Genomic DNA, 21204 nt, shown 5'->3' with positions numbered 1-21204 from the left:
GGCGACGTGCGCTGACCGGGTTACACTGAAGTCAAATCTCGAACGTTCCCGACGCCACACGCACCGCGTGACCGCCGATGCGCGCCCGGGCTATTTCGTTGTCCTTGATGTCCATGCGCAGATGGATGTGGGACGGTCTTTCCATCTCCACGCCCTGCTCTATCAGGAGCGGATGATGGCCGTCCGTCAGCCCGTCAAAATGCTGGATCGCGCCGGACAGGGCGGCGGCGGCGGAACCGGTTGCGGGGTCTTCCGAAATGCCCATATCCGGGGAGAACATGCGGGCGTGGAACTTTGCCGCGTGATTGACGCCGCCGCGACAGTAGATATAGGCCGCCGCCAGGCGTCCCTCGACCAGCGGCGCGGTGCGCAGCCAAAGATTGGCGTCGAAATCCATGTCCCTGATAGCGGCGATATTGTGCAGCGGTACGAGCAGGAACGGCACGCCGGCCGTCCAGATGGACGGCACATGATTCTCAAAGCCGAGATGTCCTTCGCTGACGCCGAGCGCATCGGCAAGCGCGGTGTGGTCGAGCGGCAGGTCGACTCGGGATGATTTGCGCGGCAGGTCGAATTCCGCGAAGCTGACGGCTCCCGCGCGCATCTTCACCGCGCAGCGCACCGGCCCCACCTTCTCCTCCAGCACGCAGACCATATCGATGTCGTCATCGCCTTCGCCGCGATTTCGCTCGGCGATGGCGACCGCGGCGCCCACCGTCGGATGGCCTGCGAAAGGCAATTCGCCTGACGGTGTGAAGATGCGTAGCGAAGCCGCATGCGCCGGGTTGGTGGAGCGGTTGACGAAAACCGTCTCGGAGAGGTTCATTTCCCGCGCAATCGCCTGCATCGTGCCTTGGGGAAGATCATCGGCGTCATACATGACCGCCAGCGGATTTCCCGCCATCTTCGTCTCGGTAAAGACGTCATAGATATCGTAATTCAGCGTCACATCCGTCTCCTGCCACTCGTCATTACGGCTGCCTTGGCAAACTGCATCAGGCCGTCCCGCATCGCAACCCTTGTCGGTGGGCGCAAATCAAGAAGCTGTGGACCGGAGCGGTGCGGCCCGCCGCCAGGGAACGCCTGCGCCTGCGAAAGGCCTTGTCGCCAGCCGCCGTCTTCATGTACCAAGGGTGCGTCTGGCGGCATGTTATCCACCTCATTGTCGAGGTTTAAAGATTTCAAGCCGCTTCAACAGGTTACAGTGCCTTGCTCGGACCGGCCCGGTCTGCGCCGTTGTCGAGGGAAGCGAATGTCGCATTCTACCTATTCACTGTCCTTCGTCGCCTCCGCAACAGAGGAGGCGCAGACGGCGCTGAAAGAGCTGAAAGGCATTTACGGCGATACGCCGTTTGCAGAGGCGGAGGTGATCGTTGCACTCGGCGGCGATGGCTTCATGCTGCAGATTCTCAACGAGACGATGAATTCCGGCAAGCGTGTCTATGGCATGAACCGCGGGTCTGTCGGATTCCTGATGAATGACTACCGGGTGGAGGGCCTGCTCGAGCGCATAGCGGTGGCGAGCGGCAATGATTTTCACCCCCTGCGCATGACGACGACGGATTCCGACGGCGACGAGTTTACCGCCCTCGCCATGAACGAGGTCAGCCTGTTTCGCCAGTCCCATCAGGCCGCCAAGCTTCGTGTCGAGGTGGATGGCAAGGTGCGGCTGGAAGAGCTGATCTGCGACGGCATGATGGTGGCGACCCCGGCTGGTTCGACAGCCTACAATTTCTCCGCCCATGGACCGATCCTGCCGCTGGAATCACCGCTTCTGGCGCTGACCCCCGTCAGTGCTTTCCGGCCGCGACGCTGGCGCGGCGCGCTTTTGCCGAATAAGGTGACGGTCGATATTCATGTTCTCGAACGCGACAAGCGCCCGGTGAACGCGGTGGCCGACCACACCGAGGTGAAATCCGTTCGTCATGTTCGGATTGCACAATCGCAGGACCGGACGGCAAGGATTCTCTCGGATCCGGATCGTTCATGGTCGGACCGGGTTCTCGCCGAACAGTTCAACAATTGACGCCCACAATCGATAATGGCCATGCAACTGACAAGACCTATCCTCGCCGCCTTCCTTTTCGCCGCCGCTGTCCTTCCCGCGCGGGCGCAGACGGAAGCGATCGACGCCTTGCCGGTTTCGGCAATCTTCGTCGTCAGCAGCGGCATGTGGGAAGATCGGAATCTTGAGCCGGTGAAGGGCCCTGACGGACAGCTGCGGCCGCCGCCTGCCTCGCCCACACGCGGTTATTACAAGGTCATCGCCATCCGCCAGGGCGACGGCACGGCGAAGATCTACCTGCAGCGCATCGTCTTTACCGCCGATGGGCCGAATCTCCTCGAAAATATCGAGCTGGAAGAATTCAGCCAGATGAAATCCTATGTCACGGATATTCGTCCTGAAAGCTCGAATGGCGCGCCCGCCTCGCCCGGCCTGTTCGTGACCGTTTATCTGAAGACGGACCCGATGAGCAAGGAAGCGGAAAGCTGGACGATCCTGATCGACGAGCTGGGCGAGATGAAGATCGAGAAGGCCTCGAACTGATCGGCCCCATGCGCGACCGGGCAAGATTATGCTTCCAGTGCCTCCGGTCCGGCAAGAACCGCTCCGAAATGATGCTTCCATAATCTCGCACCGAGTTCGCCACTGCGGTCGAGACTGGAGCCCACCGTCAGCCACGGCAACAGAGTGGGATGCAGCCCCGCATCAAAAAGAGCAAAACCAGCGGCCAGCACGCAGGTATCAGCCTGAATGCCGCAGACCAGCACCCTGTCGGGTTTCAGCGACAGAAGATAGTCGATGACCTCCCGGGGCGGCGCATAACCGTGTTTGATGAATATGCGATCCGCCGCAACGAGCGACTCGTCATCCCTGCCCGGTTTCCAGCCGAGTTGTCGCTCGAAGGGTGTCACACTTTCATCATGACGCTCGACGGTGGCGATGCTGGGCATTGTCAGGGCGAGTGCGGATATCTCCGCCACCAGCGCAGCCGGCGGATTGAAGCTCGGCTGGACGTCGACGATATAGAGCGCCTGTTTCATGCTAGTCCTCCAACGAAAAACCCCTCGCAATGGGTTTGCGAGGGGCAATTTTCCAGTCGACGCGCCGGACGCCTTAATCGATATCCGAGACTTCCACATCCGCGCCGCCGCTGATGCGGTGAGCGAGTGCGGCTTCCATGAATTCGTTCAGGTCGCCGTCCAGCACGTTGCCGGGTGCTGTACTTTCCACGCCGGTGCGCAGATCCTTGACCAGCTGGTAAGGCTGCAGAACGTAGGAACGGATCTGGTGGCCCCAGCCGATATCAGTCTTGGAGGCCGCCTGGGCGTTTGCCGCCTCTTCCCGCTTCTGGAGTTCCACCTCGTAGAGGCGGGCGCGCAGCATGTCCCACGCCTTGGCGCGGTTCTTGTGCTGGGAGCGCTCCTGCTGGCAGGCAACGGCAATACCGGTCGGAATATGCGTGATACGCACGGCCGAGTCTGTCGTGTTGACGTGCTGGCCGCCCGCGCCGGACGAACGATAGGTATCGATACGGCAATCGCTCTCATTGATGTCGATCTGGATCGAATCGTCGACGACGGGGTAAACCCAGACGGAAGAGAACGATGTGTGGCGACGCGCATTGCTGTCATAGGGCGAAATACGAACGAGGCGGTGCACGCCCGATTCCGTTTTCATCCAGCCGAATGCATTGTGGCCCTTGACGAGGATCGTCGCGGACTTGATGCCGGCTTCTTCGCCGTCGTGAACTTCGAGAACCTCGACCTTGAAACCTTCGCGGTCGGCCCAGCGGGTATACATGCGCAGAAGCATGTTCGCCCAGTCCTGGCTTTCGGTGCCGCCGGCGCCGGAATGCACTTCGACATAGGTGTCGTTGCCATCGGCCTCGCCTGAAAGCATGGCTTCCACCTGGCGGCGGTTCGCCTCGCTCTTCAGCGCCTTCAGCGCGTCTTCGGCGTCCTTGACGATCTCGTCATCGCCTTCCATCTCGCCGAGTTCGATCAGCTCGATATTGTCGCGGAGCTGCTGCTCCAGCGCCTTGACGCCGTTGATGCTGTCATCCAGCTGCTGGCGTTCGCGCATCAGCTTCTGGGCCTCAGTGGCATCGTTCCAGAGGGTCGGGTCCTCTGCCTTGTTATTCAACCAGTCCAGCCGTCTTATCGCCTGGTCCCAGTCAAAGATGCCTCCTCAGCAGGCTTATGGCCTGCTTGATTTCGTCGACTACGTTCACGATTTCATTGCGCATTTCGCTGGTTCTTCACCTTCATTGAAACTCGTTGCTCAAATAAATGCGGGGGGCGCGGATGTAAAGACCCGCGCCCCCGCCAAACGTCAGGACTAATGTCAATAAAGACCGCCGCCACCGCCGGTGATGGCCTGCTGCGCCTGCGGCGAGGTCTTCAGAATGTCTTCCTGCGACATGTATCCGTCATCGCCGATGACAGAGAAGGTGGAAGCGGGACCCGTGCCCGGCTTGAAGGCTTCCATGATGGTGTCCGGCTCGCCCTCAACCGCCGCCATGCCGGTCTTGCGGTTGACGGCGACGAAGTTCATGCCAGCAGGCACGATGAACTTGCTCGGTTCCATGTGCTTGGCCGCATCGGCGATAAATTCACCGAAGATCGGTGCCGACAGCGAACCGCCGGTACCGCCGCGACCGAGAGGTGCGGGCGAATCGAAACCGATATAGAGGCCGGCAACCATGTCCGGCGTGTAACCGACGAACCAGGCGTCCTTTTCATCATTGGTGGTGCCCGTCTTGCCGGCAACCGGCAGATCGACCTTGATCTTGCCCGCCGCCGTGCCGCGCTGCACAACGCCTTCCAGCATCGAAGTCGTCTGGTATGCCGTCATCGGGTCGAGAACCTGTTCGCGATTGTCGACGATGACAGGCTCGTCCTGGTTCTGCCAGCTGGTCGCGTTGCAGCCCTCGCAGGCGCGCTCCTCGTGGCGGAAGATCGTCTTGCCGTAACGGTCCTGAATACGGTCGATCAGCGTCGGCTGGATCTGCTTGCCGCCATTGGCGATGACCGAATAGGCAGAAACCATGCGCATGACGGTCGTTTCACCCGAACCGAGCGACATGGACAGAAGCGGCGGCATCTTGTCGTAAATGCCGAAGCGCTCGGCATATTCCGCGACCAGATTCATGCCCATGTCCTGCGCCAGACGCACGGTCATGAGGTTACGGGATTTTTCAATACCGAGACGCAGGGTCGAAGGACCGGCGGAACCCCCGCCGTAATTCTGCGGCTTCCAGACCTGATTGCCCGAGACCACCTCGATCGGCGCGTCGAGAATGACCGATGCGGGCGTATAGCCGTTGTCGAGCGCCGCCGCATAGATGAACGGCTTGAAGGAGGAGCCCGGCTGGCGCATGGCCTGCGTCGAGCGGTTGAATTCCGACTGCGCGTAGGAGAAGCCGCCGACCATGGCCAGAACACGACCGGTATGCGGGTCCATCACCACCATGCCGCCCTGCACTTTTGGCGGCTGGCGCAGGCGATATTCGTTGCCGGAGCCGGAAAGCGGCTGCACATAAACAACGTCGCCCGCGGTCACGACACCGACCGGCGACTTGGCGGTCGCTCTTTTGCCGCTTGCATCACGGAAAGCCCAGCGCATGTTTTCAGCAGAGATATGGCCGCGCGTGCGCTTGTCGCCATCTTCCGCATCGGGATCGGCCTGAACGCCGATATCGACGCCATCGGCGGCAACCGCGAGCACGACCGCGACCTTCCATTCCGGAACGTCCCGGAGACCCTTGACCTTGGCCAGTGCCGCCGTCCAGTCGCCGGCCGTCTCGATCTTTTCCACCGGTCCGCGGAAGCCGCGGCGCTCGTCATATTGCACAAGCCCGTCCTGAAGCGCCTTGCGCGCCTCCATCTGGATTTGCGGGTCGAAAGAGGTACGGACCGAGAGCCCGCCTTCAAGAAGGGCTTCCTCGCCATATTTTTCGACGATCTGGCGGCGGACTTCCTCAGCGAAATAATCGGACGCGAAAATATGCGCACCACCGCGGCGCAGGTTGACGCCGAGCGGCTGCTTTTTGGCGTCGGTAGCGTCGGCAACGGTGATGTAGCCGTTTTCGGCCATGCGGTCGATCACCCAGTCGCGGCGCTCCAGAGCAGCCTTTTCGCGGCGGATGGGATGATAGTTGTTCGGTCCCTTCGGCAGCGATGCGAGATAAGCGGTCTCAGCGATCGTCAGTTCCGTTACCGACTTGTTGAAATAGGTGAGTGCCGCACCGGCGATGCCGTAGGAATTCAGACCGAAAAAGATCTCGTTGAGATAAAGCTCGAGAATCTTGTCCTTGGAATAGGTCTGCTCGATGCGGAAGGAGAGAATGGCTTCCTTGAGCTTGCGGTCGATGGTCTGGTCGTTGGTCAGAAGGAAGTTCTTCGCCACCTGCTGGGTGATGGTGGATGCGCCGACCGGACGACGGCCGGAGCCGACATTCTGGAGATTGACGAGAATGGCGCGGCCGAGACCGAAGATGTCGACACCCGGGTGGTTGTAGAAATTCTTGTCTTCGGCGGACAGGAAAGCGGCCTTCACGCGGTCAGGAATGGCCTGGATCGGCAGGAACAAGCGCTTTTCATGCGCGTATTCCGCCATCAGCGCACCGTTGCCGGCGTGCACGCGGGTCGTTACCGGCGGCTCATAGGTGCTCAGAACTGCGTAATCCGGCAGGTCCTTCGTCACGCCGTGCAAATAAATCGCACCGACGACGGCGGCGCACAGGAAGAGCACGCTGGCCAAGCCGAAAAAATATCCAATCAGTCTGATCATACCAAGCTACCGATAATTCGAATCGTAACCATCAACGCCCGACGATTTACGGGCGCATCCTTGCATATCGCGTGCCGTTTTGCACACCATACCTTCGATGACAAGCCGGATACGGCAGCATTCGCTGATATGTTACCGGGCGGCAGGCCCGCAATCGCGTTGCGGACGCTTGCGGATCGCCACCGAATCCGCGCTTCGAGTAACGCGGCGAATGTGAGTAAAATAGGGCTTCGCCTCCGCAATCGTCCGCAAGGCCCAAGAATTGAACAGCTTTTCGGCGGTCAATGGCAGGGCGGCAACAGCACCGTCGCTCCGCTGGCTACCTTCTCAGCCGCCGTTCGCCATGGCCTTGACGCGGTATCGCCCGACGGCCGTTGCCAGCGTATCGGCCACCTTCTTGCGCCATTCCCCGTCGAGAAGCAGCTTTTCGTCTTCCGCATTGGAGAGGAAACCGAGTTCCAGCAGCACCGACGGCACGTCATGAGCGCGCAGCACCATGAAACCGGCATAACGATGCGGATTGTTGATGAGGCCCACCTGCCCCTCGAAGGAGGAGACGATGTTTTCGGCGAGCGTCACCGAAAAGGCCTGAGTTTCGCGGCGGGTGAAATCGAGAAGAATATCGGCGACCTCGGGCGGCTCGCTGGAGGCCGCGACACCCGCAATCTGGTCGGACTTGTTTTCGCGCTCCGCCAGTTCCTGCGCCTGCCGGTCCGACGCCCGGTCTGACAATGTATAAACGGTCGCGCCGCGGATACCCTTTTGCTTCAATGTATCCGCATGCAGCGATATAAAGAGGTTGGCATTGTTCTGGCGGGCAATCGTCACCCGTTCGGACAGGGCAAGGAATGTATCGGAATCGCGCGTCAGAAACGCCTTGATGCCGGGTTCGCGGTTCAACCGTTCCGCGAGTTCCTTCGCAAAGGTCAAAGTGATGACCTTTTCCTCGGTGCCCGTCGTGCCGCCGGTGGCGCCGGCATCGATGCCGCCATGACCGGCATCGACCGCGATGACAAATTCCGCAGGACGCGATGTCTTGTCGTCAGGCGTGATCGCGGCAGTCGTCACTGGGGCGGGCGCCTGCCATTGCTGATCCTTCACCAGCTCCGCGAACTTGCCCTTGGTGGTGATCTCGGCATCGAGCACGAAACGGAAAAATTGCCCGTCGTCAGCCTTCTTCGTTTCGGCAACAGTCACCTGTACCGGCTTTTTCGCCGTCAGCACGATGCGGGCGCTGTTCTGGCCCATGGTGCCGAAGCGGATATCCGAGAAAAGACCTGTTGGCTTGAGGTCGGATGTGGGGAAAGCGAAATTCACCGCGGGAAAGTCCACGACGATGCGCGCGGGCGAATCGAGATAGTGAACGTCGAATTCCGGCTCTTCCGCAAAATCGAGAACGATGCGCGTGCGCGCCTCATCACCGATGATACGCGCCTGATGGGCGACAAGCGGCTCCACGGCATGGGCTGCCGGCACGACGGAAACAGAGGCGGCGACGGAAAATGCCAGAGCCGCCAAAGCCCGCGCGATTCGCGCGCCAAGCCGCCCTGCCCCGCCTGATATCGCTGCGTTGCGCGTGAAATTCATGGTCCTCAAGAAATTCCGTATGTCAGTCATTTTCGATAAACGGCGCGGAAAAACGCCGGCAACAGTGCCGTTTCAACCACGCCGTACGATAGTTTGCGCGTTTGCGCCCCACAATCGCAGGCCTTGGTGAACCAATTGTTAACCCGGAAATTCCACCAATAATATGGCATATTTAGCCAGCCTATTGCTATTATGACAGAGAAAACATACAACACGGATGAGGGTTAAAAGTGTTGACGGGATAGATGCCCGCCGGCTGCCAATCGAAAAAGACGCTGGCGCTGCAAATCGGGCAATCATCTGCCGTCGTTACATTTATCCTGAAACTGGATCAATTCCGGCCGTGGCCGGAGACCTACCCGGTGGCGTTGCCACCGCTGCTCTGAGGAGAGCAAATTCATCGGACCCCAAGGGGTCTATATATTATTGTCGTTCCGCCTGGCCAATGATGTCGCAGCAGTTTTCACATGAACCGGATACCAGGAGCAGGCCAAATGCCTCGCCGTCGGTCCGGATGCTGCCAGTTTACAGAGGCTTGGCTGGAGACTTCATTTCCGGCACATCCTTGCACTCATATGAAAGGCTCGTCCGTGTGGCGGGCCTGTTCTCGTATAAAACAAGGCTGCGCCGAGGAGCACAGCTTACATGGCAGACAAAATGCTTATCGACGCCTCCCACGAAGAGGAGACACGCGTAGTCGTTGTCCGTGGGAACCGGATCGAAGAATTCGATTTCGAATCGGAGCACAAAAAACAGATCCGCGGCAATATCTATCTTGCCAAGGTCACTCGCGTTGAGCCCTCCCTTCAGGCGGCCTTCGTCGATTACGGCGGCAATCGCCACGGCTTTCTCGCTTTTGCGGAAATCCATCCGGACTATTACCAGATCCCGCTTGCCGACCGTCAGGCTCTCCTGAAGGCGGAAGCCGAGGATCATCGCCGCAGCGACGACTTCGAATCCGCGGACGCGCCCGAACCCGCAGCGCCGATGATCGACCTTTCGCAGGTGGATCAGCCGGATGTCGGCATTGTTTCCTCCGATGAAACCACTGAAACGGTTATCACGGAAGAAACTGCGTCCGTCGCTGAAGAGGTTTCCGAGGAAACCACCGTCGAGGCCGTAGCCGTAGAAGCGCCCGCCGAGGAAGAAAAGCCGAAGAAGCGCACCCGCCGCCCCCGCGCAAAGAAGAAGACCGCCGAAGAAGAAGCCGCAGCAGCCGAGGCCGCCGAAGCTTCTTCCGAAGACGACGGCAGCACCGGTGGCGAAATGGCCGCCATGGTCGACACCGACACGATTTCCGAGGAAGTCGAAGGTCTTCGTCGTGGCAATGACGATGATGACGACGATGATGACGATCATCACGAAAAGGAAGTGATCGAATCCGTCGGCGCCGAAGACGCCATGGAAGAGGTTCCGGATCGCGTCGCCCGCAAGCCGCGCAAGCAGTATCGCATTCAGGAAGTTATCAAGCGCCGTCAGATTCTTCTGGTGCAGGTGGCCAAGGAAGAACGTGGCAACAAGGGTGCTGCACTCACCACCTACCTGTCGCTTGCCGGCCGCTATTCCGTGCTGATGCCGAACACGGCACGCGGCGGTGGTATTTCCCGCAAGATCACCCAGCCGACCGACCGCAAGCGCCTGAAGGAAATCGCGCGCGATCTGGAGGTTCCGCAGGGCATGGGCGTCATTCTGCGTACCGCAGGCGCCAACCGCACCCGCGTCGAAATCAAGCGCGACTTCGAATATCTGATGCGCCTGTGGGAAAACGTCCGCACGCTGACGCTGAACTCCACGGCCCCCTGCCTCGTTTATGAGGAAGGCTCCCTCATCAAGCGTTCGATCCGCGACCTTTACAACAAGGATATCGGCGAGATCATCGTTTCGGGCGAAGAAGGCTATCGTGAAGCCAAAGACTTCATGAAGATGCTGATGCCGAGCCACGCCAAGGTGGTTCAGCCTTACCGCGACATTCACCCGATTTTCTCGCGCTCCGGTATCGAAGCCCAGCTCGACCGGATGCTGCAGCCGCAGGTCACGCTGAAATCGGGCGGTTACCTCATCATCAACCAGACGGAAGCGCTGGTTTCCATCGACGTCAACTCCGGCCGTTCGACGCGCGAACATTCCATCGAGGAAACCGCGCTGACGACGAACCTCGAGGCTGCGGAAGAAGTGGCGCGCCAGCTGCGCCTGCGTGACCTTGCCGGTCTTGTCGTCATCGACTTCATCGACATGGAAGAAAAGCGCAACAACCGCTCTGTCGAAAAGAAGCTCAAGGATTGCCTGAAGAACGACCGCGCCCGTATCCAGGTCGGCCGCATCTCGCATTTCGGCCTTCTGGAAATGTCGCGCCAGCGCATCCGCGCTTCGGTGCTGGAATCGACCACGCAGGTCTGCCAGCATTGCGGCGGCACGGGTCATGTCCGCTCGGAATCCTCCATCGCCCTGCATGTTCTGCGCGGCGTCGAGGAATATCTGCTGCGTAACACCACGCATAACATCACGGTGCGCTGCACGCCGGAAACGGCGCTTTACCTGCTCAACCACAAGCGCGGCACCATCGTTGATTATGAAGGCCGCTTCGGCGTGTCCATCATCATCGCTGCCGACGCCGGCGTCGGTGCGCAGCATTTCGCCATCGACCGTGGTGAAGCCGTCGAAAACCCCGTGAAGATCGAAAGCCTCATCCAGATGCTGCCGAACTTCGTGGAAGAGGAAGACGATTTCGTCGCCGAGGTCGAAGAGGACGAAGACGAGGAAGAAATCGTCAAGGCCCAGACCTCCGAGCCACGCCAGCAGCAGCCACAGGGCGACAATAGTGAAGAAGGCAAGCGCAAGCGCAAGCGTCGTCGTCGCCGTCGCGGCAAGGGTGGCCAGGGCGACCAGAACGGCGCGCTCGACGCCCAGTCCGGCGATTCGGAAGGCGATGATGCCGAAGGTGACGACGATGGCGTCGAAACCGATGAGGGCGATGCTGAAAACGAAAACGGTGCGGCGGAAGCACTGACTTCCGAAGAGGATGGCAAGCGTAAGCGCCGCCGTCGCGGCAAGCGCGGTGGACGCCGCAACCGTGCGGAAGACGAAGCTCTTGATGCTGCCGGCTCGGAAGCTGAAGGTGAGAGCGAAAGCGAAGAGGTTTCCGTAGAAGCATCCGTAACCGAAGAACCGACCGCCGCCGCCGCGGTGGAAGGTGTGGTTGCCGAGGTTGCGGAAGAGGAAGTGCCGAAGAAGCCACGCCGCACCCGCAAGGCGAAGGTCAAGACTGAAACCGAGGAAGCGCCGAAAGCTGAAGCCGTTGAAACGGTGGAGCCGGTAATCGTCGAGGAAACAGTCGCCGAGGTCGCGGTTGAAGAAGCAGGTGAGGCTTCGGCCGATCTGGCTCCGGAAGCGGAAGCACCGGCCACAGAGGAAAAAGTCCGAGCCAACCGGGGCAGCAATGTCTCCAGTTCGGAGCCGGTCGTGACCTCGTCTTCGCCGAACCCCGATGGCGACGAGCCGAAGCCGCGCAAGGGCGGCTGGTGGCAGCGCAAAGGCTTCTTCTGAGAGAAGAAAGACTGAATGAAAAACGCCCGCAACATCGTTGCGGGCGTTTTGTTTTGTTGATGCAAAGAACCGGCGTTTTCTTGAGCCGCTGGCATTTCCTCATTCCTGTGCTTGTCACAGGAATCCAGTCAACGCGCGTCCACGTGGCGGGAGAGTCCTTTCAGTCCAAGCACTTGGGTCGGGGATCCCTGTCACAGGCACAGGGATGAGGGTTGGGAAGGCTCATGCGTCAAACAGACCGCGTCAGGCCACCATCAACCCGGATATTCTGGCCGGTAATATACCCCGCCCCTTCCGAAGCGAGGAATGCCACGGTGGCGGCGATTTCCTCGCTCTTGCCGTAACGTTGCATCGGCACGGCCTCTCGGCGTTCTTCCGTGGCCGGCAGGCTGTCAATCCAGCCGGGTAGCACATTGTTCATGCGCACATTGTCGGCCGCGTAGGTATCGGCAAATATCTTGGTGTAGGAGGCAAGGCCGGCGCGGAACACGGCGGATGTCGGAAACATACTGCTCGGTTCAAAAGCCCAGGCCGTCGAGATATTGACGATCGCACCCGCCTTCTGCTTCACCATGACGGGGGCGATGATACGCGTCGGGCGGATGACGTTCATCAGATAGACATCGAGGCCCGTGTGCCATTGCTCGTCGGTAATATCGAGAATGGAGGCGCGCGGGCCATGCCCGGCGCTGTTCACCAGCACGTCGATGCGGCCGAATGTTTCAAGTGTCCTATCCGCCAGCCGCTGGAGATCGTCATTGGACTGGTTGGAACCGGTGACCCCGATGCCGCCCAGTTCCTTTGCCAGCGCCTCTCCCTTGCCGGAGGATGACAGGATCGCCAGTTTGTAACCGTCCGCGGCCAGGCGTTTTGCCACAGCCGCACCCATGCCGCTGCCGCCCGCCGTTACAATCGCCACTTTTTCTGCCGACATCGTTTTCTCCATTTCCAGGCCTGCATCCATAAACTGCCCCATCTATAACGGGTTTCAAAGACGAGTTCGAACCAGAAAGACTTGGAGCGGCGTGCAGAAAAACTGATGCTGGAAATGTCAGCCTGACAAACTTCCTTCTGCCGGATGCGCTACACGGCTGTCGGCTGGCGCCTCCTCCCTGTCCTGCAAGCCGTAGTCGCGCATCACATGCGCGATGCGCAGGCGATAATCGGAAAAAACACCGGACCGGCCCAGCGACTGCGCAATGCGATGCGACGGGGTATTGCGCCACGCTTTCACCGCCTCCTCATCTCGGAAAAACGACAAGGACAGCATCTTTTGCGGATTGCTGATGCTCTGGAACCGTTCGACGGAGAGGAACCCATCGATGGTTTCGAGTTCTGCCCGCAGGCCGGCGGCAATATCGAGATAATGCTGTTTTTCGCCGTCGGCCGGCCAGACCTCGAAGATGACGGCGATCATTGCCCGCCTCCGGCATGTGGGGCGGAAGCGAGACGGAGAAACAGCCGGTCCTCGCGGCGGATGAACTGCTCGCGCCGGGCGAATTCATAATTTTCCCGCCCGGCCGGATCGGCGGCAAGACGCGCCCTGTAGGCTTCGTAAGCGGCGAGGTTTTCGATGTTGTAAACACCATAGGCGACCGTGCTCGATCCCTCCTTCGGCGCGTAATAACCGATGAGATCGGCGCCGCAGCGTGGTATCGCCTCACCCCAGTTGCGGGCATATCGTTCAAAGGCATCGACCTTGAAGGGGTCGATTTCGTAGCGGATGAAGCAGGTCAGCATCGTCACTCTCCTTGTGTTCTGCCGCATCTTTTTACGCCATTGCTTCGCATCAATGCTTCGGTTATCATCGAAGTATGAAAGACGGACCTCTCATCGCCAACGTCGCCGCCCTGATCGGCGACCCTGCCCGCGCCAATATCCTGACGGCGCTGATGGATGGGCGCGCGCTCACCGCAAGCGAGCTTGCGGAAGCCGCTGGCGTGACCCTGCAGACCGCGAGCGGGCACTTATCCAAACTCTCAGAAGCACAATTGTTGAAGGCGGAAAAACAGGGGCGGCATCGTTACTTCCGTCTGTCAGACGAGGATGTTGCACAGGTTCTGGAAGCACTTATGGGCCTTGCCCAGCGCACAGGGGCAATCCGCGTCCGCACCGGACCGAAGGACAAGGCTCTGCGTGAAGCGCGCATCTGTTACGACCATCTGGCCGGAGAAAGCGGCGTGACGCTGCTTGCCGCCATTACCGCGAAGGGGTTCGTGACGTTAGGTGATGATCCTGCCTTAACGGATAGCGGACGCGACTTCTTCTCGAGCTTCGGCATTGATCTTTCGCCGCTCGAAAAGGCGCGACGCCCGGTCTGTCTGCATTGCCTCGACTGGAGTGAACGCCGCCATCATCTCGGCGGCGGGCTTGGCGCGTCACTTCTCGACGCCATGCAGCAGCGCGATTGGCTGCGGCGCGGAAACGGCAGGGTGCTGACCTTCACGACAAAGGGCGAAAAGGCTTTCAACAGCACCTTCAGCTGCACGCCCGCCTGAGCACCACGAGCAGATGATCCGGGTTTATTTCAGCCAGCCGGCAATACGTCCAACGGCCTCGGCAATGTCAGATACGGAACCCGCATAGGAAATGCGCAGGGCGCGATGACCTTCCTCGGGATCAAAATCCATGCCTGGCGTCGTCGCCACATCGATTTCGGCCAGCATGCGCCTGGCGAAATCCATACTGTCGTTGGAAAAGCGGCTTGTATCGACATAGGCGTAAAATGCGCCGTCCATGGGCGATGCCAGCGGCAGGCCGATTTCCGGCAGGCGCGCCATCAGGAAATCGCGGTTGGTGCGATAACTTTCCCTGTAGACATCCAGTTCCTCCGCCGCAGAAAAGGCCGCGGTCGCCGCAAGCTGCGAAAGTTCCGGCGCGGAAATATAAAGGCTCTGGGCCAGACACTCGACCGGACGGACGAGATTTTCCGGCAGCACCATCCAGCCAATGCGCCAGCCGGTCATGCAATAATATTTGGAGAAGGAATTGATGATCACGGCATTGTCGGTGATTTCGAGCGCACTCGTCTCTTCGCCGACGAAGGTCAGGCCGTGATAGATTTCGTCGGAAATAAAAGCCATATCACGGCTTTCGCAATAGCCCGCCAGCCGCTTCAGCGCCTCGCGGCCGGTGACGGTGCCGGTCGGATTGGCCGGGCTTGCCAGCAACACGCCCTTCAGCTTGCAGCCGGCTCTTGTTTCCGCGCGCTCCAGGCTTGCCGGCGTCAGCGTATAACCGGTTTCGGCCGTGACCGGCACTTCCACGACATTGAGGCCGAGAGCCTTCAGAATATTGCGATAGGCCGGATAACCGGGCCTGGCGATGGCGACATGGTCTCCGGCATCGAAAAGGCTGAGGAAGGCGAGATTGAAGGCAGCAGACGAACCGGTGGTCACCGCGATGCGGCCCGGATCGATGGCGACCTGGTGACGCAGCCGGTAATGGCCAGCGATCGCCTCACGCAGCTCGCGCAGGCCGAGCGCATCGGTATAACCGATCCGCCCGTGTTTCAGCGCGGCTTCAGCAGCTTCGAGCGAGGCTTTCGGCGCGGGATGGGAGGGCTGGCCGACCGCCATGGAAATGACGGGGCGTCCCGCCTGCCTGCGCCTGTTCGCTTCCGCCAGAATATCCATGGCGTGAAAGGGCTCGACTGCGCTCCGCTTCGACATCGTGATCAAGGGCATGCTCTTTCCTGAACCGTATTTCGCAAGACTTGCCGCAGAATCACAATCTTCACAATCATGCGATCATAATGCGGACAAGTATTTTTGCCGTATGGCATTTGGCTTAAAGTAAGGTAATTGCCTTCATAAGATTTCAAGAGGCTTCGGCCGCACAGAATGAGGACCGATATGGCGCATTTTCTCCGTTCCACCCTTCTCGCCAGCGTGACGGCCCTTTCGACGGTATTCGCCTCCCTGCCCGCCCATGCTCTCGACGAGCAGCAGAAGAAGGAAATGGGCGAGTTCATCAAGCAATATCTGATCGAGAACCCGGAAATCATGCTCGAGGTTCAGGATGCGCTTGAACGCAAGCAATATGCGGCCCGCAACGCCAAGGCGGCGGAAGCCGTCGCTGACAACAAGAAGGCCATCTTCGAATCGAAATTCGATCTGGCGCTCGGCAATCCGGATGGCGACGTCACGCTGGTCGAGTTCTTCGATTACAATTGCGGTTATTGCAAACGCGCCATGGCTGACATGGATAAAATCCTGAAGGGCGACAAGAAGATACGCGTCGTCCTCAAGGAGTTTCCGATCCTCGGACCGGAATCGGTTGCCGCACACCGCGTTTCCAACGCCGTCAAACTGCTTGCGCCGGCAAAGTACCCCGAATTCCAGCGCACCCTGCTCGGTGGCCGAGGACGGGCGAATGAGGACAGCGCCATGGAAGTCGCGACCTCGCTCGGCCTCAAGGAAGCCGACATCCGCAAATCGATGGCGGAAAACCCCAATGACGAGCAGGTGCAGGAGACCTACAAGCTGGCAACCAGCCTCGGCATCACCGGAACGCCGTCCTATATCGTCGGCGACGAGGCCGTTTTCGGTGCGGTCGGCGCCGACCCGCTGAAGGAAAAAATCGCCAATATGCGCAGCTGTGGAAAAGCCACCTGCTCCTGATTGCTAAAAAAGCCACTGCATTCCCTGTGAGATGCCCGCCGAGCGGGCGGTTTACGGCTTGCGGGGGCTTTTCCTTGACGTCTGCGCAGTCTATAGGTGTCGCTGATTTTCTTATGGAAACGTGAATGAGCAACATCATCATCGTCATCAACGGCCCCAATCTCAACATGCTGGGAAAAAGGGAACCGGGTATCTATGGTGGCAAGACGCTGAAGGACATCGAGAATGATTGTCTCCAAGCCGGTGCCGATCTCGGTTTCGCAGTGGAATTCCGCCAGTCCAACCACGAAGGCGTGCTGGTGGACTGGTTGCATGAGGCGGGCGAGCGGGCGGCGGGCGTCGTCATCAATCCCGGCGCCTACAGCCACACCTCGATCGCGTTGCATGACGCCATTCGCGCGATTTCCACGCCCGTCGTGGAAGTGCACATTTCCAACATCCACGCCAGGGAAGAGTTCCGTCACAAATCGATGGTATCACCCGCGGCGAAGGGCATGGTCTGCGGTTTCGGACCATATGGATATATCATGGCGCTTCACGCGCTGAAAAACATCACGGCATAAAAAGAAACAAAGAATAGGGTTTGTCATGTCTGAAAAGAAACAGGGTATCGACAAGGAACTGATCCGCGAGCTCGCGAATATCCTCAACGATACCGACCTTTCGGAAATCGAAGTGGAGCAGGAAGACCTGCGCATCCGCGTTTCCCGCGCCGCTCCCGCTCCCGCCACGGTCTATGCTGCAGCGCCTGCCGCTTATGCGCCGGCACCTGCCCCGGCCGCCGCGCCGGCAATCGCCGCACCTGCTGCTCCGGCTGCGGCCGCAGCACCGGCCCGTAACCCGGCCAACACCGTGTCCTCGCCGATGGTCGGCACGGTCTATCTTTCGCCTGCCCCCGGCGCACGTCCCTTCATCGAAGTGGGCGCGACCGTCAAGGAAGGCCAGACCATTCTCATCGTCGAAGCCATGAAGACCATGAACCAGATCCCGGCTCCCAAGTCCGGCAAGGTCGTGGAAATCGTCGTCAACGACGCTCAGCCCGTGGAGTATGGCGAAGCCCTCGTGGTCATCGAATAAAGGCGGTTCAGCATGGTTTCGAAGATCCTCATAGCCAACCGCGGCGAGATCGCGCTACGCGTCCTGCGCGCCGCGAAAGAGCTCGGCATTCCAACGGTAGCCGTCCATTCCACGGCCGACGCGGACGCCATGCATGTGCGCCTTGCCGACGAAAGTGTCTGCATCGGCCCGCCGCCATCGCGTGACAGCTACCTCAACATCCACCAGATCGTTGCGGCCTGCGAAATAACAGGTGCGGACGCCGTTCACCCCGGTTACGGCTTCCTGTCGGAAAACGCCAAGTTCGCCGATATTCTCGACGCGCACGGCATCACCTTCATCGGACCGACCGCCGAACATATCCGCATCATGGGTGACAAGATCACCGCCAAGCAGACGGCACAGGAACTCGGCATTCCCGTCGTTCCCGGCTCGGATGGCGAAGTGAAGCCTGAAAACGCGCTCGAGATTGCCCGGACGATCGGCTTCCCGGTCCTCATCAAGGCAACGGCGGGTGGCGGCGGTCGCGGCATGAAGGTGGCGAAGACCGAGGCCGATCTGGAAGAGGCGGTTGCGACCGCCCGTTCCGAAGCGGCAGCAGCCTTCGGCAACGACGCCGTCTACATGGAAAAATATCTCGGCAAGCCGCGCCATATCGAAGTGCAGGTTTTCGGCGATGGCGAAGGCAATGCCGTTCACCTTGGCGAACGCGATTGCTCGTTGCAGCGCCGTCACCAGAAGGTGCTGGAAGAAGCCAATTCGCCGGCTTTGACCGTCGAACAGCGTATGAAGATCGGCGAAATCTGCGCCGACGCCATGCGCAAGCTGAAATATCGCGGTGCAGGCACCATCGAGTTCCTTTATGAAAACGGCGAGTTCTATTTCATCGAAATGAACACCCGTCTTCAGGTGGAGCATCCGGTCACGGAAGCGATCACCGGTATGGATCTCGTGCAGGAACAGATCAGGGTCGCTTCGGGCCAGGGTCTGTCGGTCACGCAGGCTGATATCGAATTCCATGGCCATGCCATCGAATGCCGTATCAACGCCGAAGACCCGCGCACCTTCGTTCCCTCGCCGGGCACGCTGACCTATTTCCATACGCCGGGCGGTCTTGGCGTGCGCGTCGATTCGGGCGCCTATCAGGGCTACAAGATCCCGCCCTATTACGACAGCATGATCGGCAAGCTGATCGTTCACGGCCGCGACCGTGACGAGTGCATCCGCCGTCTGCGTCGGGCGCTGGACGAGTTCGTCGTCGACGGCATCAAGACCACGCTGCCGCTTTTCCAGGACCTCCTCGAAAACGAGGATATCCTGAAGGGCGATTACGACATTCACTGGCTGGAGAAATACCTGGCCGGTGACGCGTCTCACTAAGACGCCATGGTTGGGCGTCGCAGCAGAAACAACGGCATAACGGTCGATATTCTGCTGCGCGCCTATTCCGCCGGCCTGTTTCCCATGGCCGATTCGGCTGACGATCCCGAGCTCTTCTGGGTCGAGCCGGAGATTAGGGGTATCATCCCCCTCACCTCCTTCCATATTTCCAAAAGCCTCGCCAAGGCGATGCGCAGGAAGCCGTTCGAGATACGCTTCAACACTGCCTTCGAAGCTGTCATGGCCGGATGCGCGGCGGAAGCGCCAGATAGACCAAGCACCTGGATCAACGCCACCATCCGCCGGCTCTATACCGAGTTGCACCAGATCGGCCATGCGCACAGTGTGGAGGCATGGGAGGGCGAAGAGCTTGTCGGCGGGCTTTACGGCGTCTCGCTTGGCGCCGCCTTCTTCGGCGAGAGCATGTTTTCCCGCCGCACCAATGCATCGAAAATATGCCTCGTACATCTGGTGGAGCGGTTGCGGCAGCAGGGATTTACGCTGCTCGACACGCAATTTACGACCGAGCATTTAAAGACATTCGGGGCAATCGATATTCCAAAGTCGGAATATGCGACGATACTGGAAGCGGCTGTCGACAGGCCGGATGTGCCCTTCGAAAATTTGCCTGCGCAAGAAAATCCACACTGAAAACAACCTGAGATCTTGCTTGCAACCCCCAAAAACATGACTTATCCGATCATGATATTTGGTTCACCGGGGATTGTCATGCGCTGGATTGCGGCCTTGTTATCGATGTTGACGCTGGCTGTGAATGTCACCGCTGCCGAACAGCGCCCGAACCCGCAGGCGGCCTGGCGAAGCGAAATTTCGCGAGCCTTGACGGGCGTAACCGGCCGACCAGAACTCAAGGTCGTGCGGACGAACAAGAAGCAGGTAATCCTTGTTACTTTCCGCGTTGACCCGACGGGAAAGATACAGGCTGTTCAGGTCAAAAACATAAGGGATAGTACCTACCAGACAAGAACGGCCGTGAAGCGGGCATTTTCTGAAATCAAATTCCCCTCACCTCCCGCCAGCGATCTACCCAGCAGGTTCACCGTTCCGATCGTGATCGAGCCCGAACTGACGCGGGAGGAAATGATCGAACAACTGGAAAGCAAAAGCAAAGCCCTGGCAGATTTGGCCGAGAAGCTCAGACGCCAGAAATAGGCGCGATCGCAGGTTAATTATTTGCTTGCCGTAGAGGGAGCAGGAACTTCCGAGTCCTGCTTGCAGCCTGTCAGCCACACGTCGTAAATCGGGTGTTCCACGGCATTGAGGCCGGGGCTGTCGGCGAACATCCAGCCTGTGAAAATCCGCTTGATCTTGCGGTCGAGCGTGATCTCATCGACCTCGATAAAAGCATCGATCTTCTGGGTTTCCGTCTGGTCGCGGGAATAACAGACCTTCGGCGTCACCTGAAGCGCGCCGAACTGCACAGTCTCGTCGATATAGACATCGAAGGAAGTGATGCGGCCGGTGATCTTGTCGATGCCGGAAAACACGGCGACGCGGTTTTCCAGACGGGCGGCGGAGACGGGCGATACGAGGAGAACAGCAGAGACCGCCGCAAACAGCGACACTGTCAGCGCACGCAAAGAACGATCCCGCGTGATTTTCCTCATATAGTGGTCTCCAAAATTTGCCTGTGTCGCGATGCCGACCGGATCAACGCCTAAGGGCGGAATGTGGCAAAAACCGGTGAGGCCAGATGCAAGCGCGGTGTTTTGCACAACACCGCGCATCACAAAAGCTTAGTTGCCAGGGGTCCAGGCGTCGTAGTCGCCGGTCACACGCGGCCGCTCGCCTGCTACCGCCAGCGATCCCTGCGGGCGATAGGCTTTTGACGAACCGGTCAGATTCGGCTGATGCGGCTTCTGCCACTCGCGCGCAACGTAGTTTTCCTGGCTTGGCGGCACGTCGGTGCGGTAATGCATCCAGCCATGCCAGCCGGGCGGAATGGCGGAAGCTTCGGCATAACCATTATAGATCACCCACCGGCGCGGCATTCCCCAGGAGGTGGTGCCGCCTTCGTAATAGGTGTTGCCCAACTCGTCCTGCCCGACCTTCTTGCCGAAACGCCAGGTGTGAAACCGCGTTCCGATCGTCTGGCCATTCCACCAGGTGAAGATTTGCGTCAGGAGAGTCTTCATTATGCGTTCCTCGGGCTTGAATGCGCCGCAGCGATTTTCCGTGCACGGCACAAGACATGCTTAT

At 59.6% G+C, this 21204-nt stretch carries 21 protein-coding genes; 10 read left to right on the top strand and 11 right to left on the bottom strand.

What is annotated here, in order from left to right:
• Positions 1–31 precede the first annotated feature (31 nt).
• On the bottom strand, positions 32–949 hold the full coding sequence (locus CFB10_RS00635) for a PhzF family phenazine biosynthesis protein (protein ID WP_020012391.1): 918 nt from the start codon (positions 947–949) through the stop codon (positions 32–34).
• 303 nt (positions 950–1252) lie between these two features.
• Between CFB10_RS00635 and CFB10_RS00630 the strand changes: the two genes are divergently transcribed.
• Both CFB10_RS00630 and CFB10_RS00625 read left to right on the top strand, forming a co-directional pair.
• Positions 1253–2026: an NAD kinase gene (locus tag CFB10_RS00630; protein WP_003502514.1), complete on the top strand. Its 774-nt coding sequence runs from the start codon at positions 1253–1255 to the stop codon at positions 2024–2026.
• A 21-nt stretch (positions 2027–2047) separates the two neighbouring features.
• A complete protein-coding gene (locus tag CFB10_RS00625) occupies positions 2048–2548 on the top strand; it encodes a hypothetical protein (protein ID WP_026364079.1) in 501 nt (166 codons plus the stop codon).
• A gap of 26 nt (positions 2549–2574) precedes the next feature.
• On the opposite strand, the gene CFB10_RS00620 is transcribed toward CFB10_RS00625, so the two are convergent.
• From CFB10_RS00620 to CFB10_RS00605, 4 genes are all read right to left on the bottom strand, one after another.
• On the bottom strand, positions 2575–3045 hold the full coding sequence (locus CFB10_RS00620) for a cysteine hydrolase family protein (protein WP_020012389.1): 471 nt from the start codon (positions 3043–3045) through the stop codon (positions 2575–2577).
• Between the two features lie 73 nt (positions 3046–3118).
• A protein-coding gene (prfB, locus tag CFB10_RS00615) for a peptide chain release factor 2 (protein ID WP_099085460.1) occupies positions 3119–4250 on the bottom strand; the annotation gives its coding sequence in 2 pieces (ribosomal slippage) (positions 3119–4180 and positions 4182–4250; 1131 coding nt in all).
• Positions 4251–4348: 98 nt separating this feature from the next.
• On the bottom strand, positions 4349–6796 hold the full coding sequence (locus CFB10_RS00610; RefSeq protein WP_020012387.1) for a penicillin-binding protein 1A: 2448 nt from the start codon (positions 6794–6796) through the stop codon (positions 4349–4351).
• A 327-nt stretch (positions 6797–7123) separates the two neighbouring features.
• Entirely contained in the window at positions 7124–8383 is a 1260-nt protein-coding gene (locus tag CFB10_RS00605) for an N-acetylmuramoyl-L-alanine amidase (RefSeq protein WP_020012386.1), read from the bottom strand.
• A gap of 645 nt (positions 8384–9028) precedes the next feature.
• Here CFB10_RS00605 and CFB10_RS00595 point away from each other — a divergent pair.
• Entirely contained in the window at positions 9029–11926 is a 2898-nt protein-coding gene (locus CFB10_RS00595; protein WP_020012385.1) for a ribonuclease E/G, read from the top strand.
• 229 nt (positions 11927–12155) lie between these two features.
• On the opposite strand, the gene CFB10_RS00590 is transcribed toward CFB10_RS00595, so the two are convergent.
• The 3 genes from CFB10_RS00590 to CFB10_RS00580 form a co-directional block, all read right to left on the bottom strand.
• Positions 12156–12860, bottom strand: coding sequence for an SDR family oxidoreductase (locus CFB10_RS00590; RefSeq protein WP_003502501.1), 705 nt, complete (start codon positions 12858–12860; stop codon positions 12156–12158).
• Positions 12861–12977: 117 nt separating this feature from the next.
• Positions 12978–13343 (bottom strand): antibiotic biosynthesis monooxygenase, encoded by a 366-nt coding sequence (locus CFB10_RS00585; RefSeq protein ID WP_020012383.1) that lies wholly within the window; start codon positions 13341–13343, stop codon positions 12978–12980.
• Complete coding sequence (locus CFB10_RS00580) at positions 13340–13666, bottom strand: NIPSNAP family protein (protein WP_020012382.1); 327 nt, start codon at positions 13664–13666, stop codon at positions 13340–13342. Before CFB10_RS00580 ends, CFB10_RS00585 begins: the two co-directional genes overlap by 4 nt.
• A 74-nt stretch (positions 13667–13740) precedes the next feature.
• Here CFB10_RS00580 and CFB10_RS00575 point away from each other — a divergent pair, with 74 nt between their 5' ends.
• Entirely contained in the window at positions 13741–14424 is a 684-nt protein-coding gene (locus tag CFB10_RS00575; protein ID WP_020012381.1) for a helix-turn-helix transcriptional regulator, read from the top strand.
• Between the two features lie 24 nt (positions 14425–14448).
• On the opposite strand, the gene CFB10_RS00570 is transcribed toward CFB10_RS00575, so the two are convergent.
• Positions 14449–15606 carry a pyridoxal phosphate-dependent aminotransferase gene (locus tag CFB10_RS00570; protein WP_026364078.1) on the bottom strand — a complete coding sequence of 386 codons (1158 nt, stop codon included), beginning with the start codon at positions 15604–15606 and terminating at the stop codon, positions 14449–14451.
• A gap of 174 nt (positions 15607–15780) precedes the next feature.
• On the opposite strand from CFB10_RS00570, the gene CFB10_RS00565 reads away from it, so the two are divergent.
• The 6 genes from CFB10_RS00565 (at position 15781) to CFB10_RS00540 (ending at position 20157) form a co-directional block, all read left to right on the top strand.
• Complete coding sequence (locus CFB10_RS00565) at positions 15781–16548, top strand: DsbA family protein (protein WP_026364077.1); 768 nt, start codon at positions 15781–15783, stop codon at positions 16546–16548.
• 125 nt (positions 16549–16673) lie between these two features.
• On the top strand, positions 16674–17111 hold the full coding sequence (gene aroQ / locus CFB10_RS00560) for a type II 3-dehydroquinate dehydratase (protein WP_020012378.1): 438 nt from the start codon (positions 16674–16676) through the stop codon (positions 17109–17111).
• 25 nt (positions 17112–17136) lie between these two features.
• Entirely contained in the window at positions 17137–17625 is a 489-nt protein-coding gene (gene accB, locus CFB10_RS00555; RefSeq protein ID WP_020012377.1) for an acetyl-CoA carboxylase biotin carboxyl carrier protein, read from the top strand.
• 12 nt (positions 17626–17637) lie between these two features.
• Entirely contained in the window at positions 17638–18984 is a 1347-nt protein-coding gene (gene accC / locus CFB10_RS00550; RefSeq protein ID WP_003502491.1) for an acetyl-CoA carboxylase biotin carboxylase subunit, read from the top strand.
• A 6-nt stretch (positions 18985–18990) separates the two neighbouring features.
• Complete coding sequence (aat, locus tag CFB10_RS00545) at positions 18991–19635, top strand: leucyl/phenylalanyl-tRNA--protein transferase (RefSeq protein WP_020012376.1); 645 nt, start codon at positions 18991–18993, stop codon at positions 19633–19635.
• A 78-nt stretch (positions 19636–19713) separates the two neighbouring features.
• On the top strand, positions 19714–20157 hold the full coding sequence (locus CFB10_RS00540; RefSeq protein WP_026364076.1) for a hypothetical protein: 444 nt from the start codon (positions 19714–19716) through the stop codon (positions 20155–20157).
• Positions 20158–20174: 17 nt separating this feature from the next.
• On the opposite strand, the gene CFB10_RS00535 is transcribed toward CFB10_RS00540, so the two are convergent.
• A complete protein-coding gene (locus CFB10_RS00535) occupies positions 20175–20612 on the bottom strand; it encodes a DUF2155 domain-containing protein (RefSeq protein WP_026364075.1) in 438 nt (145 codons plus the stop codon).
• 129 nt (positions 20613–20741) lie between these two features.
• Positions 20742–21140: an NADH:ubiquinone oxidoreductase subunit NDUFA12 gene (locus tag CFB10_RS00530; protein WP_020012374.1), complete on the bottom strand. Its 399-nt coding sequence runs from the start codon at positions 21138–21140 to the stop codon at positions 20742–20744.
• Between the last annotated feature and the right edge of the window lie 64 nt (positions 21141–21204).

It is taken from the genome of Agrobacterium sp. 719_389, from assembly GCF_900188475.1.
Classification (GTDB): domain Bacteria; phylum Pseudomonadota; class Alphaproteobacteria; order Rhizobiales; family Rhizobiaceae; genus Agrobacterium; species Agrobacterium radiobacter.
This window is presented reverse-complemented; position numbering and strand designations above follow the sequence as displayed.

Bases quoted from the DNA above. Each gene is read 5' to 3' on its own strand.
- CFB10_RS00630 (WP_003502514.1), top strand. From the start codon at position 1,253: ATGTCGCATTCTACCTATTCACTGTCCTTCGTCGCCTCCGCAACAGAG.
- CFB10_RS00625 (WP_026364079.1), top strand. From the start codon at position 2,048: ATGCAACTGACAAGACCTATCCTCGCCGCCTTCCTTTTCGCCGCCGCT.
- CFB10_RS00620 (WP_020012389.1), bottom strand. From the start codon at position 3,045: ATGAAACAGGCGCTCTATATCGTCGACGTCCAGCCGAGCTTCAATCCG.
- CFB10_RS00610 (WP_020012387.1), bottom strand. From the start codon at position 6,796: ATGATCAGACTGATTGGATATTTTTTCGGCTTGGCCAGCGTGCTCTTC.
- CFB10_RS00605 (WP_020012386.1), bottom strand. From the start codon at position 8,383: ATGAATTTCACGCGCAACGCAGCGATATCAGGCGGGGCAGGGCGGCTT.
- CFB10_RS00595 (WP_020012385.1), top strand. From the start codon at position 9,029: ATGGCAGACAAAATGCTTATCGACGCCTCCCACGAAGAGGAGACACGC.
- CFB10_RS00590 (WP_003502501.1), bottom strand. From the start codon at position 12,860: ATGTCGGCAGAAAAAGTGGCGATTGTAACGGCGGGCGGCAGCGGCATG.
- CFB10_RS00585 (WP_020012383.1), bottom strand. From the start codon at position 13,343: ATGATCGCCGTCATCTTCGAGGTCTGGCCGGCCGACGGCGAAAAACAG.
- CFB10_RS00580 (WP_020012382.1), bottom strand. From the start codon at position 13,666: ATGCTGACCTGCTTCATCCGCTACGAAATCGACCCCTTCAAGGTCGAT.
- CFB10_RS00575 (WP_020012381.1), top strand. From the start codon at position 13,741: ATGAAAGACGGACCTCTCATCGCCAACGTCGCCGCCCTGATCGGCGAC.
- CFB10_RS00565 (WP_026364077.1), top strand. From the start codon at position 15,781: ATGGCGCATTTTCTCCGTTCCACCCTTCTCGCCAGCGTGACGGCCCTT.
- aroQ (WP_020012378.1), top strand. From the start codon at position 16,674: ATGAGCAACATCATCATCGTCATCAACGGCCCCAATCTCAACATGCTG.
- accB (WP_020012377.1), top strand. From the start codon at position 17,137: ATGTCTGAAAAGAAACAGGGTATCGACAAGGAACTGATCCGCGAGCTC.
- accC (WP_003502491.1), top strand. From the start codon at position 17,638: ATGGTTTCGAAGATCCTCATAGCCAACCGCGGCGAGATCGCGCTACGC.
- aat (WP_020012376.1), top strand. From the start codon at position 18,991: ATGGTTGGGCGTCGCAGCAGAAACAACGGCATAACGGTCGATATTCTG.
- CFB10_RS00540 (WP_026364076.1), top strand. From the start codon at position 19,714: ATGCGCTGGATTGCGGCCTTGTTATCGATGTTGACGCTGGCTGTGAAT.
- CFB10_RS00535 (WP_026364075.1), bottom strand. From the start codon at position 20,612: ATGAGGAAAATCACGCGGGATCGTTCTTTGCGTGCGCTGACAGTGTCG.
- CFB10_RS00530 (WP_020012374.1), bottom strand. From the start codon at position 21,140: ATGAAGACTCTCCTGACGCAAATCTTCACCTGGTGGAATGGCCAGACG.